Below are 21898 nucleotides of genomic sequence, written 5' to 3' on the forward strand. Positions count from 1 at the left end.
GCTAGTCCACCTGACGGCGTCGGGGTAGCATCCCGCGCCTACATAGTGGGACGCGGCGCGAACGCGCAGAACTCGTTACCTTCCGGATCGGCCAGCACCCACCAGCTTGCCGCGTCGTCCGGTTCGCGCAGCAGGGTGGCGCCGGCCCTGATCAGGCCGGTCGGGTCGGGGTCGGTCAGGTCGACGTCCCAGTGCATCCGGTTCTTCACCGTCTTGCGCTCGGGCACCGGATCGAACACCCAGTAGTCCCATGGAAAACCGGCCGCACCGACGAGCGAGGCCGTCCCGTGGTCGCTGGGTTCGGCCCGGCCACCGAGGATGGCGGCCCACCAGGCGGCCTGTGCGGCCGGGTCGGCCGAGTCCACCACCAGTTCGAACGGGCCCGGCCCGGAATCGTCGCCGGGGGCGAAGGCACAGAACTGGTTGCCCTCCGGGTCGGCCAGCACCCACCAGTTGATTTCCGCGTCCGGCTCGCGGACCAGCCGCGCACCGGCGTCGAGCAGCGCCGTCGGGTTCGCCTGGGCCAGCCGAAGATCCAGGTGTACGCGGGTCTTCCCGGTACGCGGCTCCGGCACCCGGTTCACCCAGATCGACTCGGCGGTGGAGCGACCCGGGCGCCGGTCCACCCGGGTGTCACCGTCGCCGGTGTCGACCAGCCCGCAGTCGAGCATCCGGGCCCAGAAACCGCCGAGGACGTGCGGGTCGCGGGCGTCGAGGCAGAGGTCCTTGAAGCGTGCCAGCATGGCGCCGATCATGCCGGGCGCCAGCGACATCCGCCGGCCGGGCGTGGTCGCCGGTCAGTGTCGGCCGCGTTTGACCTCGTGGAAGGCAGGCATCCGCAACAGCGGGAGCAGGTTGTCCCAGAGGGTCAGCGCGTCCTCGCCACCGGGTACCTCGGTCAGGATGGGCCCGTGGATGCCCCGTTCGGCACCGGGCACCATGAGCACCGGCGAGCCGATGTCGGGTCCGGCCGAGGCGTACGCCAGGGCGTGTGAGGCGTGTACGGCCTCGTCCCAGCGCTCGTCGTCGAGGGCGGCTGCCGCGTCGTCGAGCCCGGCCGCCTCGACGGCCGATTCCACCAGCTTGCCGCTCGGCGGGTTGCCGGCGTCGTGGGTACGGGCACCCAGCTCGGCGTAGAACCGGCCGGCGTCGGCGTGGCGGCCCTGGGCGCGTAGCGCCTCGACCAGGCGCAGGGCCCGGCCGGAGGCGGTCATCGCCTCGGCGTACTCCGGCGGGATGGCGCCGCCGTTGAGGATGCTCAGGCTGAACGCCCGCCACTCGATGTCCAGGCCACGGGCCTCGGCGACGGCCACCAGCCAGCGGGAGGTCCGCCAGGTCCACGGGCAAACGGGGTCGAAGAAGAAGGTCGCGTCCACCGCACGAGGGTAGCGCCGCCGGTAGGACAGCACCGCGTGTGTGACCTGGGCCACAAAGATCGGTGTTTAGGTGTCTCACCTGGTCAGGTTTCGCGACTTCGCAGGTCGGGCAGTGTTGCTGCCACGAAACGCGGGGCCCGGAAACCGGCAGGTCAGGGGCTCTGGTCGTCTCGCCGTGCGCCGGGGCGCGGAAGCCTCCCCTGGTTGTGGGGCGACGTGGAGAAAAGGGGGAGGGGATGCCGACATGAGCGACCCAGACGAGGCCCGAAGCCGGCGCCGACCTCGGGTACGCGTGGCGGCGACGGCCGCGGCGCTGACGTTGGTGGCGCCGCTGGCAGCCTGTGCCTCCGGCGATGACACCGGTGTGCCCGTGATCAACCTGTACTACCCGCCTGAGCAGAATCTCCAGCAGGTGGTCGACGAGTGCAACACGGCGGCCGCCGGTCGGTATCGGATCGTCAACCGGGTGCTGCCGCGGGAGGCCGACGAGCAGCGGGTGCAGCTGGTACGCCGGCTCGCCGCCGAGGACGACGGCATGGACGTGCTCGGTCTCGACGTGACGTGGACGCAGGAGTTCGCCAGCGCGAACTGGATCCTGGAGTGGACCGGCGCCGACCGTGCCGAGGTGGAGGAGGGCACCCTCGACGGCCCGTTGGACACCGCCCGGTACGAGGACAAGCTCTACGGGGCGCCGAAGAACACCAACGTCCAGTTGCTCTGGTACCGCAAGGATCTGGTGCCGGAGCCGCCGGCCACCTGGGACGAGATGATCTCGATGGCGCAGCGGCTCAGGGAGCAGAACCAGCCGCACCAGGTGCTGACCATGGGCGCGCAGTACGAGGGACTGGTGGTGCTCTTCAACACCCTGGTCGCCAGTGCCGGCGGCAACCTGCTCAACGCCGACGGCACCGAGTCCGTGGTGGACGACGGCGCGGTGCGGGCGCTGGAGGTGCTGCACAACTTCGCCACCTCGGGCGTGGCCTCGCCGTCGTTCAGCAACGCCACCGAGGATCCGGTACGGCTGGAGTTCCAGGCCGGCACCGGCGCGTTCCAGGTGAACTGGCCGTTCGTCTACCCGGCGATGCAGGAGGCCAACCCGCAGTTGGCCGAGCAGGTCGGCTGGGCCCGGGTGCCGGGGATCGACGCGGGTACGCCGAGCCGGGTCACCATCGGTGGGGTCAACCTCGCCATCAGCCGGTACTCCAAGCACCCGGAGGAGTCCTTCGACGCGGCCAAGTGCATCCGCAACGCGGAGCACCAGAAGTTCTCCGCGATCAACGACGGGGTGCCGCCGACCATCGAACGCGTCTACGACGACCCGGAGATGGACGAGGCGTACCCGATGAAGGAGACCATCCTCGAACAGCTGCGGGATCCGGCCGTCCGGCCGCTGACTCCCGCGTACCAGAGCATCTCCACGGTGACCTCGGCGATCCTGTCGCCGCCGGCGGCGATCGACCCGCACGCGACCGCCGACGAGCTGCGCGAGGCGATCGCCGACGCGCTGGAGTCGCGGGGGGTCCTGCCATGAGCCAGCGAAACCACACGGGGGTGAGGGCATGAGCGCCAACGCCACCCCGGCGGGCGCGGACGTGGCCGCCGACGGGACCGACACCCGCAGCACCGGTCGGCACGCCGCCGTGCCCGCGCAGCGGAACAACCGGCGGCGCAAGGCGCCGTTGAGCGAGAACAAACGGGCCGAACGCCGGTTGGGTCTGCTGCTGTGCGCCCCCGCCGCGCTGGTCATGCTCGCGGTGACCGCGTACCCGATCCTCTACTCGGTGTGGTTGTCGTTGCAGCGCTACGACCTGCGTTTTCCCGCTGAGCGGGAGTTCGTCGGCCTACAGAACTACGTCACCGTGCTGACCAACGAGTTCTGGTGGACGGCCTTCGGGGTGACCATGCTGATCACGGTGGTCACCGTGGCCGTGGAACTCGTGCTCGGCATGGGCCTGGCGCTGATCATGCACCGTACGCTGGTCGGCCGGGGCATCGTCCGGACCTCGGCGCTGATCCCGTACGGCATCGTCACGGTCGTCGCCGCGTTCTCCTGGCGGTACGCGTGGACGCCCGGCACCGGGTACCTGGCCAACCTCTTCTCCGACGGGGCGCCACTGACCGAGCGGGCCAGTTCGCTGGCGATCATCATGCTGGCGGAGATCTGGAAGACCACGCCGTTCATGGCGTTGCTGCTGATGGCGGGTCTGGCCCTGGTGCCGGAGGACCTGCTCAAGGCGGCCTCCACCGACGGAGCCACCGCGTGGCAGCGGTTCACCAAGGTGATGTTGCCGGTGATGAAGCCGGCCATCCTGGTCGCGCTGCTGTTCCGCACCCTGGACGCGTTCCGGGTCTTCGACAACATCTACGTGCTGACCGCCGGGGCGAACGACACCTCGTCGGTGTCGATGATCGCCTACAACAACCTGATCCGGGGCCTCAACCTCGGCATCGGCTCGACCATGTCGGTGCTGATCTTCATCACCGTGGCGATCATCGCGTTCATCTTCGTGAAGCTGTTCGGTACCGCTGCCCCGGGTAGCGACGACGGGGAGAGGCGCTGACATGGCTGACACCACCACCCGAGCAAAGCTGCGCTGGGGCCTGCTGGATGTCGCCGTGGTCGTCTTCGCGCTCACCCCGGTGCTGTGGATCATGTCGTTGTCGTTCAAGACGCCGGCCACGCTGACCGACGGGAAGTTCATCCCCCGCGAGTGGACGCTGGAGAACTACCGGACGATCTTCGCCACCGACCAGTTCGTCCGGGCACTGATCAACTCGATCGGCATCGCGTTGATCGCCACGGTGATCGCCGTCGTGCTCGGCGCGATGGCCGCGTACGCGATCTCCCGGCTCGATTTCCCCGGCAAGCGGGTGCTGATCGGCGTCTCCCTGCTGATCGCGATGTTCCCGCAGGTGTCGCTGGTGTCGCCGCTGTTCGAGATCGAGCGGCAGTTGGGTCTGTTCGACACCTGGCCGGGCCTGATCCTGCCGTACATCACCTTCGCGCTGCCGTTGGCGATCTACACGCTCTCGGCGTTCTTCAAGCAGATCCCCTGGGACCTGGAGAAGGCGGCCAAGATGGACGGCGCCACCCAGGCACAGGCGTTCCGGCGGGTGATCGCCCCGCTGGCCGCGCCGGGGCTGTTCACCACGGCCATCCTGGTCTTCATCTTCTGCTGGAACGACTTCCTGTTCGCCATCTCGCTGACCTCCACCGAGCGATCCCGCACGGTGCCGGTGGCGCTGTCGTTCTTCACCGGCGCCTCGCAGTTCGAGGACCCGACCGGGGCCATCTGCGCCGCCGCCGTGGTGATCACCGTACCGATCATCCTGTTCGTCCTCTTCTTCCAGCGCCGCATCGTCTCCGGCCTGACCTCCGGCGCCGTCAAGGGATAGGTGGGTTTCTCATGGCTGACATCGTGCTCGACAAGGTGAGCAAGAAGTTCCCGGACGGCACCACGGCGGTGCGGGACGTCGACCTGGAGATCGCCGACGGCGAGTTCGTCATCCTGGTCGGCCCGTCCGGCTGCGGTAAGTCCACCACCCTCAACATGATCGCCGGGCTGGAGGACATCAGCTCCGGTGAGCTGCGCATCGACGGGAACCGGGTCAACGACAAGGCGCCCCGGGACCGGGACATCGCGATGGTCTTCCAGTCCTATGCGCTCTACCCGAACATGACCGTGCGGGAGAACATGGCCTTCCCGCTGCGGCTGGCCAAGCTGGATCGCGCCACCATCGACCAGAAGGTCGAGGAGGCGGCGAAGGTCCTGGAACTGACCCCGCTGCTGGACCGCAAACCGGCCAACCTCTCCGGCGGGCAGCGGCAGCGGGTGGCGATGGGCCGGGCGATCGTCCGGCAGCCCAAGGCGTTCCTGATGGACGAGCCGCTGTCCAACCTGGACGCCAAGCTGCGGGTGCAGATGCGTACGGTGGTGTCCCGGTTGCAGAAGCAGCTCGGCACCACCACCGTCTACGTCACGCACGACCAGACCGAGGCGATGACCCTCGGCGACCGCGTGGTGATCATGCGAGGCGGTGCGGTGCAGCAGGTCGGCCCGCCGCAGGAGCTGTACGACCACCCGAACAACCTCTTCGTGGCCGGCTTCATCGGCTCGCCGTCGATGAACTTCCTGCCGGCCGGCGTCGAGGAGGGCAAACTGCGTACCGCCCTGGGTGACGTGCCGATCGGTGACCGGATCCGCCGCGAACTGGAGGGCGCCGACGCGCCCCGAGAACTCATCCTCGGCATCCGTCCCGAACACTTCGAGGACGCCGAACTGGTCGACGAGGAAACCCGTCGCCGGGGCACGGTGTTCGAGGCGCCGGTGGACATCGTCGAGTCGATGGGCTCGGACAAGTACGTCTACCTGACCGTCGAGGGCGGCCGGGCCTCCGCCGCCGAACTGGAGGAACTGGCCGCCGACGCCGGGGCCGCCGACTTCGCCGGAGCCGGCTCGAACCTGGTCACCCGGCTGTCGGCCGAGTCCACGGTGACCGAGGGGGAGAACCGGCGGGTCTGGTTCAACCTGGAGAAGATCCACCTGTTCGATCCGACGAACGGCCGAAACCTCACCCTGCACGAAGGCCGCTCAGCGGGCGCCCTGGCGGACTGACGCCGGGCGGACGCTGTGGCCGGCGTCCGCCGGGCGGAGCCGGGGCATCGAGGGTGGACGCCCTGAGGGAACCCGCCCCGCGCCTGCGACGGGGGGATGTCGCGGGAGCGGGGCGGGCGTCTTCACGTCGCGGGGCGGACGGGGACCCAGTCCGTCAAGCGCTTGTCCAGGTCTGCCGGGGACGTACCGGAGTCCAACTCGGCAAGCTGCGCGGTGGCCTCCTCGCGCAGCGTCACCAGATAGATCACGAGGGCCGGCTTGTCGTCCTTGTACTCGGCCAACAGCCGCAGCTTCGCCGGGGAGCACGGCCACGGAATCCCGCACGCCGCGCAGCGCCACGTCGGGCGGGACGGTATGTGCGCTAGCAACCGGCCACTTACCCGGTCACGTTCGCGGCGGCGGAGCGCGGCGGGCCGCGACGTCCGTAGGGAACGGGCGGTACGGTCACCGGGCGTATCCCCGCCGGCATCAGATACAGGGCCCGGCGCTGCGTCGCGTCGCCGTGCCGGTCCAGCTGATAGACGTCCACCCAGGCCCACCCGTGGTACGTCGGCCGGTCCAACGTCCGGATGACCCGTACCAGAACTGGCTGCGAGAACTGCGGGGACGCATCCCGGCTCAGGAGGTACACGCCGGGGGAGACCCGGGGCGGCGTCACCGGACACGGGCCGGCAGGACGTCGGCGAGGTCAGGCCGGATCTGCGCGTACCGGCGCCGGATGCGAAGGGTGCGATCCTCCTTCACCTCGTGCCCGTACACCTCGATCCACACGTTCCCGTCGCGCTCGGTCCGGCCGACCACCTCGGCGACGTACAGCCTCAGCTCGCCGGTGCCGGGCAGGTAGGCGTCCTCGGATACCCGGATCACATCCCCAACGGCGAAGCCCGTACGCGGAGCGGGATGACCCCAACGCGAAGCCGGGACGGCGTTCGCGGGCTTGGACACGGACACGGGCGCCTCCTCCGTAGACGGTGGAGGGGGTCGCCCTGAGTGCTCGCCCACGGGCGACCCCCGACGGCACGGCGAGCGGGTGTCGTCCCAGGCCCGCCATGCCGTCTAAGTGACACGATTGCCGAGCGGGTATGGACGGCTACACCCTGTAGGCATAAGTTCTGTAGACGTTAGGGACGTCTTGTGGGAGGCAGGCATGAATCAGGCCCTGCGGGCAGCTATCGCCGACACAGGAGGGACCGTCGAGAGTCTTGCCGAGCAGGTCGGTGTGGATCCGAAGACAGTCGCGCGGTGGGTTAGGCCGGGGCGTGTGCCTCACCCCCGCCACCGGGCGGCGGCGGCTGCGGCGCTCGGGCGTTCGGTTGAGGACATTTGGCCGGACGTATCGAGACGTCATGAACCAGCGTGGCTCCGGCCGTGGGTGGAGACCGAACTGCAGGCGACTGCCCTTCGGTCCTTTCAGGTCGCCGTCATCCCGGGTCTGTTGCAGACACGCGAGTACGCCTCGGCGGTTCTCAGCAGCGGGTTGCTTGGGCCCGACGAGGTGATCGAGTACGTCGAGACCCGAATGCGTCGACAGGTAGCGGTCCTTGAACGACGCAAGCCGCCACTCTTCGTTGCGGTTATCGACGAGTTTGCCCTGCGGCGAGGTGCACCGGACATCATGCATCCGCAGCTGGATCACCTGATGAACATGGCGGAGCGGTCCAACATCCTTCTGCATGTGCTGCCTCTGGACGCCGGCCTCCATGCGGGGCAAGCCGGGCCGTTCGTCATCGCTACGACCGATGACGGCGATATCGCCTATCTGGATGACCAGGCGGCCGGCCGGCTGACGAACGACACAGCCGCCCTTTGGGCCATTTGGGATACGCTGCGATCAGTGGCACTTCTGCGCCGCCAGACCATCGACTTTCTAGAGGCACGATCATGGCTGACCTGACCGGCGCCGATTGGCGCAAGAGCACCCGTAGCAGCTCGAACGGCGGTGACTGTGTCGAGGTGGCGGACAACCTTGCTGGCGTCGTGGGGGTGCGGGACTCGAAGGATCCGAGCGGCCCGGCGTTGGCTTTCGGCCCGACAGCGTGGCGGGCGTTCGTCGCCCATGTCGCCGGGCGGGTCTGACGCAGGCTCGCGAAGCCGCCCGCCCCACATGGGGCGGGCGTTTCGTTGCGCGCCGCCTGGTGGGTCGGGGTGGGTACGGCATCGGTTGAGATCAATCTTGGACAGTTTCCGTTAGTAGCTAACGGAAACGTTCCAAGATCTCGCGTCGGCCATGCTCGGCACGGCGCGGTTGGTCCTGCGAGTGCGGTGTGTCGGTACCTGACTGCGAGGCGATGCCACTGGACCGGGCGGCAGCGCTTCCGGCGCGTTCTGTCTCGCGGATCTTGGCACGAAACGGCGCCCATGGGGGCCATTTCGTACCAAGATCCGCGGCCAGCAAGCGCTGGCGCGACCAGGCGGCCAGGTACGACATGCTCGGTACCGACTTTTACGCCTTGCTCGACTCGTCGAACTTCGATCGGCCTACCCGCCGTCCCCGACCAACAAGATCCGCGAGACGGAACTTAGCGGGCGCTTCTGGGCGACGCGCGGCTACCCAGGCGCGCCAGGATCGGTTGACCGTCCTCGCCGGTGGCGAGGAAGCCGGTGGTCAACTGTTTCGTCAGCCGTTACAGGCAGTTTGGGGCCGTTCTCCGTCGCCGAGCGCGCCGATCCCGACCGCTGGAGGCACGCGAGGGCACGGCCGAGGTCGCCGAGCTTGCGGTAGCACTCACCCGGGTCGAGGTGCAACGACGGGTGTCGAGCGGCCACCGACATTGGTACCCGGCCTGTGCCGCCCGGTCGCCGCTGAGCGCGGCTGCTTTCGGGCTTGACCCTGACGCAGCGTCAACCCCGCATGCTGTCGCCATGTCCGAGCAATCTCAGATCACCGAGCGGGCCAGCGGGCCTGCGATCCAGGTGCGGGGCCTGGTGAAGTCGTACCAGAAACTGCACGTGCTGGGCGGCGTCGACTTCGACGTCGCGCGGGGCAGCATCTTCGCCCTGCTCGGCTCCAACGGGGCCGGTAAGACGACCGTTGTCAGGATCCTGTCCACGCTGCTCAGGGCCGACGCGGGTACGGCCAGTGTGAATGGGTTCGACGTCGCCACGCAGGCGGCGAAGGTGCGGGAGTCGATCAGCTTGACGGGACAGTTCGCGGCCGTCGACGAGATCCTCAGCGGGCGAGAGAACCTGGTGTTGGTCGCCCGGTTGCGGCATCTGCGGAACCCGGGCCGGATCGCGGACGAGCTGCTGGCCCGCTTCTCACTGACCGACGCGGCCAGGCGGAGGGTGTCGACGTATTCGGGGGGCATGCGCCGCCGCCTCGACATCGCGATGAGCCTCATCGGGAGTCCGCCGGTGATCTTCCTCGACGAACCGACGACCGGGCTCGATCCGCAGGCGCGGCTTGAGGTGTGGCAGGCCGTCAGGGAACTCGCCCGGCAGGGCACGACGGTGCTGCTCACCACGCAGTACCTGGACGAGGCCGAACAGCTCGCCGACCGGATCGCGGTCCTGCACCGGGGGCGCATCATCGCCAACGGCACCCTCCCCGAGCTGAAGCAACTGCTCCCGCCCGCCAAGGTCGAGTACGTCGAGAAGCAGCCGACCCTCGAAGACGTCTTCCTCGCCATCGTCGGCGCTGACGGCGCTGACGGCGCTGACGGCGCTGACGGCGCTGACGGCACCGACGGCACCGACGGCACCGACGGCACCGACGGCACCGACGGCGTTGACCGCACCGACCGCAACGAGCCCACCGACGGCACCGAGCGCACCGAGCGCACCGAGCGCACCGAGCGCACCGAGCGCACCGAGCGCACCGACCGCAACGAGCCCACCGACGGCACCGGCCGTAGCGAAGGCGTCGCCAGTCCCACCGGTACGAGCAACTGAGGACCCTCGATGATCAAGCACTTCTTCGGCGACACGATCGTCCTGCTGGGGCGGTCTCTGCGGCACATCAGCCGCAGCCCGGACACCATCATCACGACCGCGGTCATGCCGATCGCATTCATGTTGCTGTTCGTCTACGTGTTCGGCGGTGCGATCCAGACCGGGTCGGACAGCTACGTGAACTACCTGCTGCCCGGCATTCTGCTGATCACTGTGGCCTCGGGCATCTCCTACACCGCGTACCGCCTCTTCCTGGACATGAGGGGCGGCATCTTCGAGCGGTTCCAGTCCATGCCCATCGCGCGTCCGTCGGTGCTGTGGGCGCACGTGCTGACCTCGCTGGTCGCCAACCTGATCTCACTCGTGGTGGTGGTGCTGGTCGCGCTGGTGATGGGCTTCCGCTCGGGCGCCAGCGCGTTGGACTGGTTGGCGGTCACCGGCATCATGATGCTGTTCACGCTGGCCCTGACGTGGCTCGCCATCATCCCGGGCCTGACCGCGAAGTCCGTGGACGGGGCGAGCGCCTTCTCCTATCCGCTCATCTTCCTGCCGTTCGTCAGCTCGGCCTTCGTACCCACGGAGAGCATGCCCGGCCCGGTGCGCGCCTTCGCCGAGCACCAGCCGGTGACCGCCATCGTCAACACGATCCGCGACCTGTTCGCCCAGCAGCGCGTCGGTGGCGACATCTGGATCGCCCTCGCCTGGTGTGGTGGTCTGCTCGTCGTCGCGTACGGCGTCGCCATGGTCGTGTACCGCCGCAAGATCAGTTGACCCTGCTACCACCGGATCAGGTGCCCATGTCTCCTTCTTGTGCAGGATGACACCATGCTGACGATCGGACGGCTGGCGTCCTATGCCGGAGTGACCATCCGCGCGGTGCGGCACTATCACCAGATCGGGCTGCTTCAGGAGCCGGAGCGTGACGCCTCCGGCTACCGAACGTACGACGCGGCGGCGGTGGTGAGACTCATCCGGATCCGGACGCTGGCCGAGGCCGGCGTGCCGCTGGCCCGGGTCCGCGAGCTGCTCGACGCGGACCCCGAGACGTTCGCCGCCGCGACCGCCGACATCGACCGACGGCTACGCGGGCAGATCCGCACGCTACAGGAGCACCGGCGGCGAATCGCGCGGCTGGGCGGCGGCGATTCCCTGGCTGTCCCCGAGGAGGTGGTCGACTACCTGGAGCGTCTTCGTGCCGTCGGCGCGCCGAGCGTCCTGATCGAGGGTGAGCGCGACGCGTGGATCCTGATGGCGGCCCGCTGGCCGGAAGCGATTCCGGTGATGATGGCCGAGAAGGTCGCGCAACTGGCCGACCCGAAGACGGTCCGGCTCTATCACCTCTTCGGGCGTATCGCAGAGAGTGGGGCAGACGAGGAACTGCTGCGCGAGACGGCCGACCTGATGAGCGACCTGTTCGAGCAGGCGTCGGCCAGCGGTGAACTGGACCGGCAGGACGAGGTCATGCCTGACGCGGCATTCATCGGCCTGGTGGACGCGTTCGCCGATGCCGCCCATCCCGCCATTGGGCGGCTACGCGAGCTGATCGCCGAGCGTGGTTGGACCGGGTGGACCCGGGTAGCGAAACGCGAGGCCTGAGCCGCCCCGCCGTCGCTGGCCACGGCCCACGGCCGCAAACTCACCCTGCGCGGGGGCCGCGCGGCCGGCGGGGGTGATGCGATGATGCGGCCGTGTCTTTAGCGACTCCCGCTCCGGTTGATTTCCGTGGCGTACGACGTGCCTACGACACCGTGGCGCAGGACTACGCCGCCTACTTCCCGGACACCCGGGCGGAGGCGTCACTCGATCTCGCCATGGTCGACGCGTTCGCCGAGGCGATTCCGGCCGGCGAGGACGCGGGGGTGCTCGACGCCGGGTGCGGCACTGGCCGGATGAGCCGGTACCTCGCCGACCAGGGCTGCCGGGTGCAGGGGGTGGATCTGTCGCCGGGCATGATCGCCATGGCCCGCAGGGACAATCCGGACCTGGCCTTCGCCGTGGGCTCCGTGACGGATCTGCCGTACCCGGACGACCGGTTCGCTGGCGTACTGCTGTGGTATTCGATCATCCACACGCCACCTGCCGGCCAGTCGCGGATCTTCGCCGAGGCCGCCCGGGTGCTCCGTCCGGGCGGGCACCTGCTGGTCGGGTTCCAGTCCGGCGAAGGCATCCGCGACGTGGCCCCGGCGTACCGCCAGTTCGGCCATGAGATCCAGCTTGAGCGCCACCGCTACCTCGCCGACCAGGTCGTGGCCGAGTTGGCGGCGGTCGGGCTGCGCGAGGTGTGCCGGATGGTGCGACGTGCCCGGGACACGGAACGGGACGATCACGCGGTGGTGCTGGCCGAAGCCCGGTGAGCTGACGCTGGCCGACCTCGACACGCCCTCATGGCCGAGGGCATTCCGGCGGAGCCATTACGGCACCATCCAGCTCAGCACCGGGGTTGCCTGCAAGCCGACCAGCAACGCCATCGCGCAGATCAACACCACGCTCCAGCCGAACATGCGGCGGAACAGGTCGCCCTCGCGGCCACTGAGCCCCACCGCGCTCGCCGCGATCGTCAGGTTCTGCAACGAGATCATCTTCCCGACCACGCCGCCGGAGGCGTTGGCCGCGGCGAGCAGCACCGGGTCCAGGCCGGCGCGCTCGGCGGCGGTGACCTGGAGCGCGCCGAACAGCGAGTTGGAGGACGTGTCCGAGCCGGTGAGCGCCACACCCAGCCAGCCGAGTATCGGCGAGAGCAGCGCGAACAGGCCACCGGCGCCGGCCATCCAGGTGCCCAGCGTCGCGGTCTGCCCGCTGCCGTTCATCACGAATGCCAGCGCCAGCAGTCCGCAGACGGTCAGGATCGCCCAGCGCAGCGAGGCCAATGTCTGCCCGTACGTGACGAGCGCGGTGCGCGGGGTGATCCGCAGGATCGCCATCGTGACCAGGCCGGCCAGGACCAGCAGCGTGCCGGTGGAGGAGAGCCAGTTGAACCGGAAGACCGGCAACGACGACGGCGTCCCGGACACGGTCAGCAGGTGCAGTCCCGGCCAGTTGAAGGTCACGGTGACCGCGTTGAGCGCGTCCGCGATCGCGGGTACCTGCGACAGGCCGAAGATCGCCACGATCACCAGGTACGGGGCGTACGCCCGCCAGACCTCGACCGAGGTGTCCGGCGGGTGCGGGGCCACCGCCGTACGGCTGGCGAGGGTGACCCCATGGTCTGGTCGGCTGCCCGGCCCACCGGCGCCATCAACCCCGCCGGGCCCAGCCGGCGCACCGGGCCCGCCCGGCGTGGGCGTCGCGGAGAGTCCGGCCGATGCTCCCGGGGACGTGGCCTCGGTCGGCTGGTCCTCGTGCCGCCGTGGCGGCCAGATTCGCGCGGTCACGGCCACGACCACGGCGCTGACCAGGCCGGCGACGATGTCGGCCAGGGCCATCGCCAAGTAGTTCGAGGTGAGGAACTGTGCCAACGCGAAGGACACGCCGCAGGCCAGTGCCACGTGCCAGGTCCCGCGTAGCGCTCGGCGACCGCCGACCATGCCGACGAGGAGCAGTGGAATGAACAGCGCGATCACCGGCACCTGGCGTCCGGCCATCGCGCCCAGGTCGCCCGTCGGCAGGTCGGTGACCCGTGCCAGGGTGGTGATCGGTAGGCCCAGCGGCCCGAATGCGGCCGGCACGGTGTTGGCCACCAGCGCCACGGTGGCCGCCTTCATCGGACCGAACCCCAGCGCCAGCAGCATCACCGTGGTGATCGCGACCGGGGTGCCCTGCCCGGCCAGCCCTTCGAGTAGCGAACCGAAGCAGAACGCGATCACCAGCGCCTGGACTCGCTGGTCGTCGCTGACCCGGGCGAACGAGCGGCGGAGCACGTCGAAGTGCCCGCTCGTAACGGTCATCCGGTAGATCCAGATGGCGGTGCCGAACGTCCACACGAGCGGGAACAGCGCAAACGTGGCGCCCTGACTCGCGGTGAGCAGCGCCTGCCCGGCCGGCATCGAGTAGGCCACGATGGACACCACCAGGGCGACGGCGAGCGCGCCGAGCGCGGCCACCCAGGCCCGTGCCCGCACCACCCCGAGTAGCAGGAACAGTGTGACGATCGGCAGCGCGGCGACGAGGGCGCTCAACGCGAGCGAGTCGGCGAGCGGGTCCAGGATCGGGCGGTACACGCGCACCTCCGAGGAGCAACACGTCGGCCGGCCGGTCGCCGTACGAGAGTGCGCTCAGTGTGCCGAGCCGGTCACGCCGGCACCTCTCCAAAATTGCGCTGTTTCCGCCCGTCGTGCAGTGGTGGCCGGCTCGTCGGCGGGGCCACCGCGTTCAGGCCGCGCCGGCCAGTGCGGCGAGTAGTTCGGCTTCCCGAGCGGCGCTGAGGCCGGCGCGGCGCTGCCGGTGCAGCCCCGCCTCACGCTCCCAGGCGAGGGTGTCTGCCAGCAGGTCAGCGCGGGGGCGGTGGCGCAGCCCGGTGCCAGCCGCCGCCGCGCCGCTGCGGGCCGACCACCCTTCCCAGCCGGGCTCGACGAGCCACATCGCCAGTGACTCCGGGCCCATGTACTCCGTCACGCCCTGGGCCACCAGCCAGGCCGGATCGGCGTCGATCACGGGTCCGGTGTGTCCGCCGACGGCACGGCACTGGGCGATCCACTCGCCGAACGGCACCACCGGTCCCACCGTGTCGTAGGTGCCGGTCGTCCCGGCGACAGCGCCGTCGAGCAGCCAGGCCGTCAGGTCGCGTACGTCGATGACCTGGGTCGGCAGGTCGGGGGTGCGGGGTACCAGCATCGGCGCGTCGGGGTCGCGGGCGGCGCGGGCGACCCAGTAGCCGGAGCGGTCGCTGTGGTCGCCGGGGCCGCCGATCAGCCCCGCGCGGGCCACCAGCAAGCGGTCGCCCAGATGGCTGGCGGACAGCTGCTCGCAGGCCACCTTCGCCGCGCCGTACTCCTCGCGACCGACCGTGTCCCGAGCGGTCGCCGGCAGCGTGGGCGTCGACTCGTCGGCGCCGGGTGTGTCATGGCGGGCGTAGGCGCTGACCGAGGAGACGTAGCTCCAGTGCCGGGCCCGGTCACGCAGCGCCCGCAGGGCCTCCCGGACGAAGCCGGGCTGCCACGACACCTCGATGACGGCGTCCCAGTCATGGCCGCGCAGCGCGTCGTACGCGGTGGGATCGTTGCGGTCGGCGCGGACGAGGGTCGTGCCGGGCGGTACCGCCCCGCTCTCGCCTCGGGCCAGGCAGGTGACTACGTACCCCCGCGTGACCGCCTGCCGGGCCACCTCCCGCCCGAGCCATGCCGTCCCACCCAGTACCAGCAGCTTCATGCCCACCAGCGAAACAGCAGCCGTACGCCGCGGCCAAGGATCTTCGCCGTGGGCAGAACGCCGGCGCCCGCGACCTCTTCGCGCAGCGAGGTGAGCCGCTTCTCCGCCTGGTCCGGCCGATCCAGCCCGGCCGGATCAGGCGCCACCTGTCGACGGCGCCCGATGGTGAGTGCTGTCCGTCAACACGTCCCGGACGGACTACCGTGAGGCCGTGTGGGGCGGCGATGACCCACTACCGCGTGCATCTCGTCGGCCTGATCTGAGGAGACCGAGCATGACCGATCCGCAGGTATGGGTAGGGCAGACCTACGAGCGGCTCGCGGATCTGCTCGCCGCCGCGCCCGTCGAGACGTGGGATGCGCCGTCGTTGTGTGAGAAGTGGCTCGTACGTCATGTGGTCGCGCACGTGACGATGCCGGCGCGGCTGACCGTCGAGCAGTTCGGGGCGGAGATGGCGGCGGCCGGTGGTGACTTCACCGTGCTCTCCGACGCGGTGGCGGCGCGGGACGGATCGCTGCCGACCGCTGTCCTGCTCGACCAGCTCCGGTCGCCGATCCTGCACGCCTGGCAACCGCCGGGTGGTGGTGCCGCCGGGGCGTTGAATCACGCGGTGATCCATTCCGTGGATGTGACAGTGGCGTGCGACTGGCCTGCGGCCGCGCCGACGGAGGCGGTGACCGCCGTCCTCGACCAGGTCACCGCCGCCAACGGTGCCTTGTTCGGGGTGGACCTGACCGGCCTGCGGTTCGCGGCTGTCGACAGCGGCTGGAACTGGGGGAGCGGTGAGCCGGTGCGGGCCGACGGTGGCTCGCTGGTGGCGCTGCTGTCCGGTCGCGCGTTGCCTGACGGTCGGGCCCTGCCCCGGCGCTGACCCGCCGGCCGAGGCGTCCCGGGCTCACGCCATCAGGGGTTCAGGTCGCGGCGGTCCAGGTGACGGCCAGGGGCAGTCCGAGGAAATCGGCGTACCGTCCCAGCGCCGTCTCGACCTGCCCCCGGACTCCGGGGGTGAGGTCGACCAGGGGTCGTACGGCGATGCTCACGCGGGTCTTGCCGAGGCTGCGTTTCCAGGTGCCGACCACCCGCCCGGCGACCACGACGGTGGCCTGGAAGACGCCGTTGCCGCCGGGGATGATCGCCTGCTTGTGCTCGGGGTCGAGCATCAACGTCCGGTCCTTGAAGCCGAGCAGGTATTCGTCGAAGCCGGGCAGCGCCAGCGCGTCGTCCGCCGGTGCGCGGGGTGCGTCGAGCAGGGGCGTGTGCAGCACCGCCTCGGTGCCGTCGACCTGGACGGTGGTCAGGTCGTCTCCGGCGGCGGCGATGCCTCGTTTGGCGTCGGTCGCGGTCAGGCCCGTCCAACCGGCGAAGTCCTGCCGGGTGGTGGGGCCGTGGCTGCGGAAGTAGCGCAGCGCCAGAGTTGCCAGCGCCTCGTCGCGGTCGGGTTGGTGCTGACCGGGCGCCCACTCGTCGAGCAGCGCGAAGGTCTGCTCAGCACCGACGTTCGCGGCGATGCAGGTGACGCCGCGCTGGGCGGCGTACCACAGCAGGTGGTAGCCACGCTGACCGGCGCCGTCGATGCCGGCCTCGACCAGCGTGGCGACGCACTCGGTGCGGGTCAACCGGCCGCCGCCGGTCAGGGCCTCGCCCAGCACGTCGGCGGCGCGGTCGGCCTCGGCCTCGGACAGGCCGAGGAACTCCCGCCGTCGGACCGCGCCGGCCAGGGCGCGTACCCCGGTCAGCTCCAGCAGCCAGCGGGCGTCCCGGGCGGGAACGAGGTGGATGGTGCCGCGCATCGGCCAGGTCCGCAGGGCCTCGCGGCGCTCCAGCGCGTCGTGCACGTCGGCGTGGGTGGACCCGGGTAGTCGTACGCCCAGCGACCACATCCCGCTGGCCAGGTCCTGTGCCTGCATGGCGCCGAACCACTCCACCACCTCGGCCACCCGGGAGAGCGGGGCGGCGGTGGGGTGGGGGCGCAGCCGGAGGCTGGTCATCCGCAACGCGAGCGCCTCGGCACCGGTCAGCGCCGTCGAGCCGGTGGGTGCCACGAGCCTGCCTTCCGTCGGTCTCCGACGGCAGCATAGGGACCGGCACCGACACTCGGTGCGGATTCTGCCCGGAGGCGCCAGAGGCGGCCCCTGATCGCGCTGCGCCAGCTCCGTTGGTGACGAAGCGCGATCCCCCGTTCAGGTTCGCCGGCGCGGGGCGGCGACGAATCGCCGGCGCCGGTACTTCCTCAGGATGGCGCTTGCCGGTCGGTCGGGGAAACTGTGACCGGGGCAACTTGCGGATAACTTGAGCAAAGCCGATCGCGGTCAACCCTGGCGGGGCTGTGGTACCCGTACCGCGGCCATGCCGGCGGCGGTGGCCGCCTCGATGCCCAGGTCGGCGTCCTCGAAGACCAGGCAGGAGCGCGGCGGTACGCCGAGCAGGTCGGCGGCGCGGAGGAACGGCTCCGGGTCGGGCTTCGGGCGGGTGTAGTCCCCGGCGCAGACCAGCACGTCGAACCGGTCCAGGATGCCCAGCGCGTCGAGGGAGGCGGTGACCGCCTCGCGGGTGCTGCCGGAGACCACCGCGAACGGGATCCGCCCGTGCGCGTCGTCGATGTGGTGCAGGACCCCGGGGATGCCGACCGCCGTGGGCAGCAACTGCTGGAACAGCGCCTCCCGGCGGGCGGTCACGGTCTCCAGCGGCATGTTCAGCCGCTGCTGGTCGTTGAGGGCGGCGACGATGTCGGCGGTCGGCCGGCCGGCCCAGGCGTAGAACAACTCCTCGGGGAAGTCGCAGCCCCACTCGTCGAGGGCCTGCCGCCAGGCCCGGTAGTGCTGGGGCATGGAGTCGACGATGGTGCCGTCGCAGTCGAACAGGTACGCCTGGAAGTCACCGGCGGGCAGGGGCAGCATCACCGGCCCAGGCTATCCGGCCGCAGGGACACCGCCGAACCGGTGGTCGTCCGGCCGCACGGCACACCGATCAGAGCCGCTGGTACATCACGAGCAGGTCGACGTAGCCCTCGTCGGGGTGGCGGAAACCCTCCGGGATCCGGCCGACCACCTCGAATCCGAGCGACCGCCACAGCGACACCGCACGGGTGTTGCTGGCCACCACGGCGTTGAACTGCATCGCCCGGTAACCGTCGGCGCGGGCCAGGTCGAGCACGTACCGGCCGAGGGCGCGGCCGATCCCGCGTCCGGCCGCCGACGGGGCGACCATGAAGCTGGCGTTGGCGACGTGGGCGCCGGGGCCGAGCTGGTTGGGGGTCAGCTTCGCCGACCCGAGCACGGTGCCGTCGGTGTCGACCGCGACCACCGTACGACCCGGCGGGGGCACCAGCCACATGCTCCGGGCGCGTTCCTCGCCGACGTCGCGCGGCCAGGTGTACGTCTGACCGGCCGCGACGATCTCGCGGAGAAAGGGCCAGATGCCCGGCCAGTCCTCGGCCGTCGCGATCCTGATCTCCATGACCGGGAGCATGCCAGCCGGCTGCCGGTCCGGGCCAGCGGGTTACTCGGGCTCACAGCAGGCCGGCCGCCATCGCGGTGGTGACCGCGGCGGTCCGGTCGGAGACGTCGAGCTTGGCGAAGGTACGCAGCAGGTGGGTCTTCACGGTCGCCTCGCTGAGGTGCAGCTCACGGCCGGTCTCGGCGTTCGACAACCCCCGGCCGACCCGCCGCAGCACGTCTTCGAGGCTGGGCCGGCTGACGCTCAGCCCCGGCACGGTGCGGGCCTCCAGGATCTCGATGGTGCTGGTCTTGCCCGCGCCGTTGGGGCCGAGCAGGGCCACCACCTCCCCGGTGGCGACGTCCAGGTCGAGGCCGGCGACGGCGGGGGTGTCGCCGTACGTTTTGCGCAGTCCGCGTACGCGGATGGCGGGGTTCGGGGTCATACCTCGATCGTCGGCGAACGCCGTCCTGGCGCGGGACGACCGGTGGACGGAATGCGGTTGTCCGTCGATCGGTGGACGGCGTCGGTGTTTGCCGGCGCAAGCATCGGGTAGTCGCCGAAGCTAACCCCGAGGCAGGAAGGACATCACATGGCGGCACAGGTCAAGGTGGCGGTGATCTACTACAGCGCGACCGGCATCACCTACCAGATGGCCCAGGCGGCGTGCGAGGCCGCGGGCGACGCGGGGGCGGAGGTACGCCTGCGCAAGGTGCGGGAGCTGGCGCCGGACGAGGCGATCCGTTCCAACTCGGGGTGGGAGGCGCACCGGCTGGAGACGCAGAACGTCGACGAGGCCCAGCCCGACGACCTGAGCTGGGCCGACGTGGTGATCTTCGGCTCGCCGACCCGGTACGGGCTGATCGCCGCCCAGCTCAAGCAGTTCATCGACACCACCGGCCCGCTGTGGGCGCAGGGCGCGCTGGCCAACAAGGTGTACTCGGCGTTCACCTCCACCGCGACCCACCATGGTGGGCAGGAGTCGACGCTGCTCTCCCTGTTCCACGTCTTCTACCACTGGGGTGGCATCGTGGTCGCGCCCGGCTACACCGACCCCAGCCAGTTCGTCGCCGGCAACCCGTACGGCGCGTCGCACACCAGCAACAACGGCGAGACCGCACCGGATCACGTCGCGCTGGCCGCGACGGCGCTGACCGCCAAGCGGGCGGTGCAGATCGGTGCGGCGCTCAAGCAGGGCCTGGCCGGCTGAGGGCGGACAAACCAGTGGCCCGGGCGGGGGCTCTCAAACCCGCCCGGGCCACCGGCCGTCCACAGCGCTACCCGGGATCGGCGCGGCTATGCCTGCGCGGTGGGGGAGAGTTCACCGGCCGGCGCCGGCAGCAGGTCCCGCAGCAGATCGACCAGCACGGCCAGGCCGTCCGGGCTGAGCACCGACTCGGGGTGGAACTGCACCCCGGCGAAGCCGCGACCGCGTAGCGCGTGCACCGCCGCGTCGGTCTCGTCGCGCGCCAGCTCGACCGGACCGTACGGGCTGTCCTGGCGGTCGGCGGCGGCGCGGGCGGTGAAGGTGGCGTAGAAGCCCAGCCGCCGGGGCGTGCCGAACAGCGGGACCGTGCGTTGCAGCCCCTGGTACGGCGCGGCGCGGCGGTCCACCCGCAGCCCGAGCAGCCCGGCCAGGAGTTGGTGGCCGAGGCAGACGGCGAGCGTCGGGTGGCCGCCGTCCAGCAGCGCGCTGAGCAGGGTCCGCAGGGTCCGCATCTTCGGGGTGTCGCTGTTCGGGTCGCCGGGGCCGGGCCCGACCACCACCAGGTCGTACCCACGGACCGGCACGTCGGCATGCCAGGGCACGACGGTCACCGCCAGGCCCAGCGCGCCCAACTGGTGCGCCAGCATCCCGGTGAAGGTGTCCTCACCATCGACGATCACGGCCCGGCGGCCGGTCAGCGCCGGTACGGCCAGTGCGCCCGGGGGCCGCTGGTCCAGCCAGAACCGGGCCAGCGGCGCGTTGCGGGCGGCCAGCGCCGCGCGTACCTGCGGATCGTCGGCCAGCCGGCCCGTCGGGCCGGGGTCGGCGGCCGGTGCCTGCGGGCCCAGGCCGAGGGCGGCCAGCACCCCGGCCGCCTTGGCGTGGGTCTCGGCGACCTCGGCGGCCGGGGTGGAGTGGCGGACCAGGGTGGCACCGACCGGCACCCGCAGGGCACCGTCCGGGGTGATTTCGGCGGTGCGGATGAGGATCGGTGCGTCCAGGGTCTGCCGGCCCGCGTCGTCGTGACCGAGCAGGGCCAGCACCCCGGCGTAGTACCGGCGACCGGTCTGCTCGTGCCGGGCGATCACCCGGCAGGCGTTCTCCATCGGACTGCCCGTCACCGTCGGGGCGAACATCGTCTCTCGCAGCACGTCGCGTACGTCCTTGGAACCGCGACCGGCGAGCAGGTACTCGGTGTGCGCCAGGTGCGACATCTCCTTCAGGTACGGCCCGACCACCTGGCCACCGTGCTCGGACACCGTGGCCATCATCTTCAGTTCCTCGTCGAGGACCATGTACAGCTCCTCGACCTCCTTGGTGTCGGCGAGGAAGCGCAGCAGCGCCGCCCGGTCCGCGGCCGCGCCGTGGTGCCGGAAGGTGCCGCTGATCGGGTTCATCATGACCAGCCCGTCGTCGACGCTGACGTGCCGCTCGGGACTGGCGCCGACCAGTGTGCGGGCGCCGGTGTGCACCACGAACGTCCAGTACGCGCCGCGTTCGCGCAGCAGCAGGGAACGCAGCGCGGCCAGCGCGGCGGTCAGCGGCGCGCCCTGCACCCGCGCGTGCAGCGTGCGGCGGATGACGAAGTTGGCGCCCTCACCGCGACCGATCTCCTCGCCGAGCACCCGGGCCACCGTGGCGGCGTACTCGTCGTCGGAGCTGTCGAAGGCCGCGCCGGTGGTGCGTACCGGCTCGTCGGGAAGGGCGTCGAGGACGTCGGCCAACGGCAGTCGTACCTGCCGGTCGATGCGCAGGCACTCCAGCGGTACGCCGTCGTCGACGCAGGCGAAACCCCGCTCGGCGACCTGCCGGAACGGCACCAGCGCCAGCGTGGCGGGGCCGGCCGGGCCGGCGGGTAACGGAACGTCGGCGAGCCGGTCGACCGTGCCCACCGTGCCGGTGAACAGATCCAGGTGCTCGGCGCCGTCGCGGCGGACCAGGGCGAACGGGCCCGGATCGGCGCCGGCGGCGAGGGTGGTGAGTAGTGCGGTCAGCGGGTTCATCGGTCTCCTCGGGCCGGGTGCCGCCGTCCGGGGGCGGCCCACGGGCCGGGAAATGACCGGCGGCCG

24 protein-coding genes and 2 pseudogenes are annotated in these 21898 nt (G+C 70.7%); 12 read left to right on the forward strand and 14 right to left on the reverse strand.

Annotation, left to right across the window (positions count from 1 at the left end; genetic code table 11):
* Positions 1-38 precede the first annotated feature (38 nt).
* Together E0H26_RS12565 and E0H26_RS12570 are read right to left on the reverse strand one after the other, a co-directional pair.
* A complete protein-coding gene (locus tag E0H26_RS12565) occupies positions 39-743 on the reverse strand; it encodes a VOC family protein (protein ID WP_131303790.1) in 705 nt (234 codons plus the stop codon).
* Positions 744-797: 54 nt separating this feature from the next.
* Positions 798-1376 carry a DsbA family protein gene (locus tag E0H26_RS12570; protein WP_131303791.1) on the reverse strand — a complete coding sequence of 193 codons (579 nt, stop codon included), beginning with the start codon at positions 1374-1376 and terminating at the stop codon, positions 798-800.
* A 244-nt stretch (positions 1377-1620) separates the two neighbouring features.
* Here E0H26_RS12570 and E0H26_RS12575 point away from each other — a divergent pair, with 244 nt between their 5' ends.
* The 4 genes from E0H26_RS12575 to E0H26_RS12590 are packed head-to-tail and all read left to right on the forward strand — an operon-like array spanning position 1621 to position 5992.
* The gene (locus E0H26_RS12575) at positions 1621-2907 is read left to right on the forward strand and encodes an ABC transporter substrate-binding protein (protein ID WP_131303792.1); all 1287 of its coding nucleotides are present in this window, start codon (positions 1621-1623) and stop codon (positions 2905-2907) included.
* Between the two features lie 28 nt (positions 2908-2935).
* A complete protein-coding gene (locus tag E0H26_RS12580) occupies positions 2936-3937 on the forward strand; it encodes a carbohydrate ABC transporter permease (protein ID WP_131303793.1) in 1002 nt (333 codons plus the stop codon).
* A gap of 1 nt (position 3938) precedes the next feature.
* Entirely contained in the window at positions 3939-4772 is an 834-nt protein-coding gene (locus E0H26_RS12585) for a carbohydrate ABC transporter permease (protein WP_131303794.1), read from the forward strand.
* An 11-nt stretch (positions 4773-4783) separates the two neighbouring features.
* Positions 4784-5992 carry an ABC transporter ATP-binding protein gene (locus E0H26_RS12590; protein WP_131303795.1) on the forward strand — a complete coding sequence of 403 codons (1209 nt, stop codon included), beginning with the start codon at positions 4784-4786 and terminating at the stop codon, positions 5990-5992.
* Positions 5993-6114: 122 nt separating this feature from the next.
* On the opposite strand, the gene E0H26_RS30410 is transcribed toward E0H26_RS12590, so the two are convergent.
* The 3 genes from E0H26_RS30410 to E0H26_RS12605 form a co-directional block, all read right to left on the reverse strand.
* On the reverse strand, positions 6115-6273 hold the full coding sequence (locus tag E0H26_RS30410; RefSeq protein ID WP_338106208.1) for a hypothetical protein: 159 nt from the start codon (positions 6271-6273) through the stop codon (positions 6115-6117).
* A gap of 95 nt (positions 6274-6368) precedes the next feature.
* Complete coding sequence (locus E0H26_RS29855; RefSeq protein WP_240742124.1) at positions 6369-6521, reverse strand: hypothetical protein; 153 nt, start codon at positions 6519-6521, stop codon at positions 6369-6371.
* A gap of 125 nt (positions 6522-6646) precedes the next feature.
* Positions 6647-6943 carry a hypothetical protein gene (locus tag E0H26_RS12605; RefSeq protein WP_131303798.1) on the reverse strand — a complete coding sequence of 99 codons (297 nt, stop codon included), beginning with the start codon at positions 6941-6943 and terminating at the stop codon, positions 6647-6649.
* Positions 6944-7139: 196 nt separating this feature from the next.
* Here E0H26_RS12605 and E0H26_RS12610 point away from each other — a divergent pair, with 196 nt between their 5' ends.
* The 6 genes and pseudogenes from E0H26_RS12610 to E0H26_RS12645 all read left to right on the forward strand — a co-directional run bounded on the left by E0H26_RS12610 (position 7140) and on the right by E0H26_RS12645 (position 12237).
* Positions 7140-7886 (forward strand): DUF5753 domain-containing protein, encoded by a 747-nt coding sequence (locus E0H26_RS12610; RefSeq protein WP_131303799.1) that lies wholly within the window; start codon positions 7140-7142, stop codon positions 7884-7886.
* Positions 7874-8068 carry a DUF397 domain-containing protein gene (locus E0H26_RS12615; RefSeq protein WP_131303800.1) on the forward strand — a complete coding sequence of 65 codons (195 nt, stop codon included), beginning with the start codon at positions 7874-7876 and terminating at the stop codon, positions 8066-8068. Before E0H26_RS12610 ends, E0H26_RS12615 begins: the two co-directional genes overlap by 13 nt.
* 786 nt (positions 8069-8854) lie before the next feature.
* Positions 8855-9637, forward strand: a pseudogene (locus E0H26_RS12625) (ABC transporter ATP-binding protein); the annotation flags it as partial.
* Positions 9638-9892: 255 nt separating this feature from the next.
* Positions 9893-10654, forward strand: coding sequence for an ABC transporter permease (locus tag E0H26_RS12635; RefSeq protein ID WP_131303801.1), 762 nt, complete (start codon positions 9893-9895; stop codon positions 10652-10654).
* Between the two features lie 54 nt (positions 10655-10708).
* Entirely contained in the window at positions 10709-11479 is a 771-nt protein-coding gene (locus tag E0H26_RS12640; protein ID WP_131303802.1) for a MerR family transcriptional regulator, read from the forward strand.
* Positions 11480-11571: 92 nt separating this feature from the next.
* Positions 11572-12237: a class I SAM-dependent methyltransferase gene (locus tag E0H26_RS12645; RefSeq protein ID WP_240742125.1), complete on the forward strand. Its 666-nt coding sequence runs from the start codon at positions 11572-11574 to the stop codon at positions 12235-12237.
* Positions 12238-12294: 57 nt separating this feature from the next.
* Here E0H26_RS12645 and E0H26_RS12650 read toward each other — a convergent pair whose 3' ends face one another.
* From E0H26_RS12650 to E0H26_RS29290, 3 genes are all read right to left on the reverse strand, one after another.
* Positions 12295-14040, reverse strand: a complete 1746-nt coding sequence (locus E0H26_RS12650) for an L-lactate permease (RefSeq protein ID WP_131303803.1) — start codon at positions 14038-14040, stop codon at positions 12295-12297.
* A 151-nt stretch (positions 14041-14191) separates the two neighbouring features.
* A complete protein-coding gene (locus E0H26_RS12655) occupies positions 14192-15187 on the reverse strand; it encodes an NAD-dependent epimerase/dehydratase family protein (protein ID WP_131303804.1) in 996 nt (331 codons plus the stop codon).
* Positions 15184-15333, reverse strand: a complete 150-nt coding sequence (locus tag E0H26_RS29290) for a hypothetical protein (RefSeq protein WP_165521835.1) — start codon at positions 15331-15333, stop codon at positions 15184-15186. The genes E0H26_RS12655 and E0H26_RS29290 overlap by 4 nt, the downstream gene beginning before the upstream one ends.
* 128 nt (positions 15334-15461) lie before the next feature.
* Here E0H26_RS29290 and E0H26_RS12660 point away from each other — a divergent pair, with 128 nt between their 5' ends.
* The gene (locus tag E0H26_RS12660; RefSeq protein WP_131303805.1) at positions 15462-16058 is read left to right on the forward strand and encodes a maleylpyruvate isomerase family mycothiol-dependent enzyme; all 597 of its coding nucleotides are present in this window, start codon (positions 15462-15464) and stop codon (positions 16056-16058) included.
* Positions 16059-16098: 40 nt separating this feature from the next.
* On the opposite strand, the gene E0H26_RS12665 is transcribed toward E0H26_RS12660, so the two are convergent.
* From E0H26_RS12665 to E0H26_RS29865, 5 genes and pseudogenes are all read right to left on the reverse strand, one after another.
* Complete coding sequence (locus tag E0H26_RS12665; RefSeq protein WP_131303993.1) at positions 16099-17175, reverse strand: winged helix DNA-binding domain-containing protein; 1077 nt, start codon at positions 17173-17175, stop codon at positions 16099-16101.
* Positions 17176-17496: 321 nt separating this feature from the next.
* Positions 17497-18084: an HAD family hydrolase gene (locus E0H26_RS12670; RefSeq protein WP_420812839.1), complete on the reverse strand. Its 588-nt coding sequence runs from the start codon at positions 18082-18084 to the stop codon at positions 17497-17499.
* 70 nt (positions 18085-18154) lie between these two features.
* A complete protein-coding gene (locus E0H26_RS12675) occupies positions 18155-18643 on the reverse strand; it encodes a GNAT family N-acetyltransferase (RefSeq protein WP_206025042.1) in 489 nt (162 codons plus the stop codon).
* A 52-nt stretch (positions 18644-18695) separates the two neighbouring features.
* Positions 18696-18899: a response regulator transcription factor gene (locus E0H26_RS29860; RefSeq protein WP_240742151.1), complete on the reverse strand. Its 204-nt coding sequence runs from the start codon at positions 18897-18899 to the stop codon at positions 18696-18698.
* Positions 18882-19067: pseudogene (locus E0H26_RS29865) on the reverse strand (ATP-binding cassette domain-containing protein); the annotation flags it as partial. The pseudogene E0H26_RS29865 and the gene E0H26_RS29860, both read right to left, overlap by 18 nt.
* A gap of 147 nt (positions 19068-19214) precedes the next feature.
* On the opposite strand from E0H26_RS29865, the gene wrbA reads away from it, so the two are divergent.
* Positions 19215-19832 carry an NAD(P)H:quinone oxidoreductase gene (wrbA, locus tag E0H26_RS12685; protein WP_131303809.1) on the forward strand — a complete coding sequence of 206 codons (618 nt, stop codon included), beginning with the start codon at positions 19215-19217 and terminating at the stop codon, positions 19830-19832.
* A gap of 86 nt (positions 19833-19918) precedes the next feature.
* On the opposite strand, the gene E0H26_RS12690 is transcribed toward wrbA, so the two are convergent.
* On the reverse strand, positions 19919-21832 hold the full coding sequence (locus E0H26_RS12690) for an anthranilate synthase family protein (protein ID WP_131303810.1): 1914 nt from the start codon (positions 21830-21832) through the stop codon (positions 19919-19921).
* Positions 21833-21898 lie beyond the last annotated feature (66 nt).

This window comes from Micromonospora zingiberis (genome assembly GCF_004331455.1).
Lineage (GTDB): Bacteria > Actinomycetota > Actinomycetes > Mycobacteriales > Micromonosporaceae > Micromonospora > Micromonospora zingiberis.

Coding starts and splice junctions, on each gene's coding strand:
- E0H26_RS12565 (WP_131303790.1), bottom strand. CDS start 743: ATGCTGGCACGCTTCAAGGACCTCTGCCTCGACGCCCGCGACCCGCAC.
- E0H26_RS12575 (WP_131303792.1), top strand. CDS start 1,621: ATGAGCGACCCAGACGAGGCCCGAAGCCGGCGCCGACCTCGGGTACGC.
- E0H26_RS12580 (WP_131303793.1), top strand. CDS start 2,936: ATGAGCGCCAACGCCACCCCGGCGGGCGCGGACGTGGCCGCCGACGGG.
- E0H26_RS12585 (WP_131303794.1), top strand. CDS start 3,939: ATGGCTGACACCACCACCCGAGCAAAGCTGCGCTGGGGCCTGCTGGAT.
- E0H26_RS12590 (WP_131303795.1), top strand. CDS start 4,784: ATGGCTGACATCGTGCTCGACAAGGTGAGCAAGAAGTTCCCGGACGGC.
- E0H26_RS12610 (WP_131303799.1), top strand. CDS start 7,140: ATGAATCAGGCCCTGCGGGCAGCTATCGCCGACACAGGAGGGACCGTC.
- E0H26_RS12615 (WP_131303800.1), top strand. CDS start 7,874: ATGGCTGACCTGACCGGCGCCGATTGGCGCAAGAGCACCCGTAGCAGC.
- E0H26_RS12635 (WP_131303801.1), top strand. CDS start 9,893: ATGATCAAGCACTTCTTCGGCGACACGATCGTCCTGCTGGGGCGGTCT.
- E0H26_RS12640 (WP_131303802.1), top strand. CDS start 10,709: ATGCTGACGATCGGACGGCTGGCGTCCTATGCCGGAGTGACCATCCGC.
- E0H26_RS12655 (WP_131303804.1), bottom strand. CDS start 15,187: ATGAAGCTGCTGGTACTGGGTGGGACGGCATGGCTCGGGCGGGAGGTG.
- E0H26_RS12660 (WP_131303805.1), top strand. CDS start 15,462: ATGACCGATCCGCAGGTATGGGTAGGGCAGACCTACGAGCGGCTCGCG.
- E0H26_RS12665 (WP_131303993.1), bottom strand. CDS start 17,175: ATGACCAGCCTCCGGCTGCGCCCCCACCCCACCGCCGCCCCGCTCTCC.
- E0H26_RS12670 (WP_420812839.1), bottom strand. CDS start 18,084: ATGCTGCCCCTGCCCGCCGGTGACTTCCAGGCGTACCTGTTCGACTGC.
- E0H26_RS12675 (WP_206025042.1), bottom strand. CDS start 18,643: ATGGAGATCAGGATCGCGACGGCCGAGGACTGGCCGGGCATCTGGCCC.
- wrbA (WP_131303809.1), top strand. CDS start 19,215: ATGGCGGCACAGGTCAAGGTGGCGGTGATCTACTACAGCGCGACCGGC.
- E0H26_RS12690 (WP_131303810.1), bottom strand. CDS start 21,832: ATGAACCCGCTGACCGCACTACTCACCACCCTCGCCGCCGGCGCCGAT.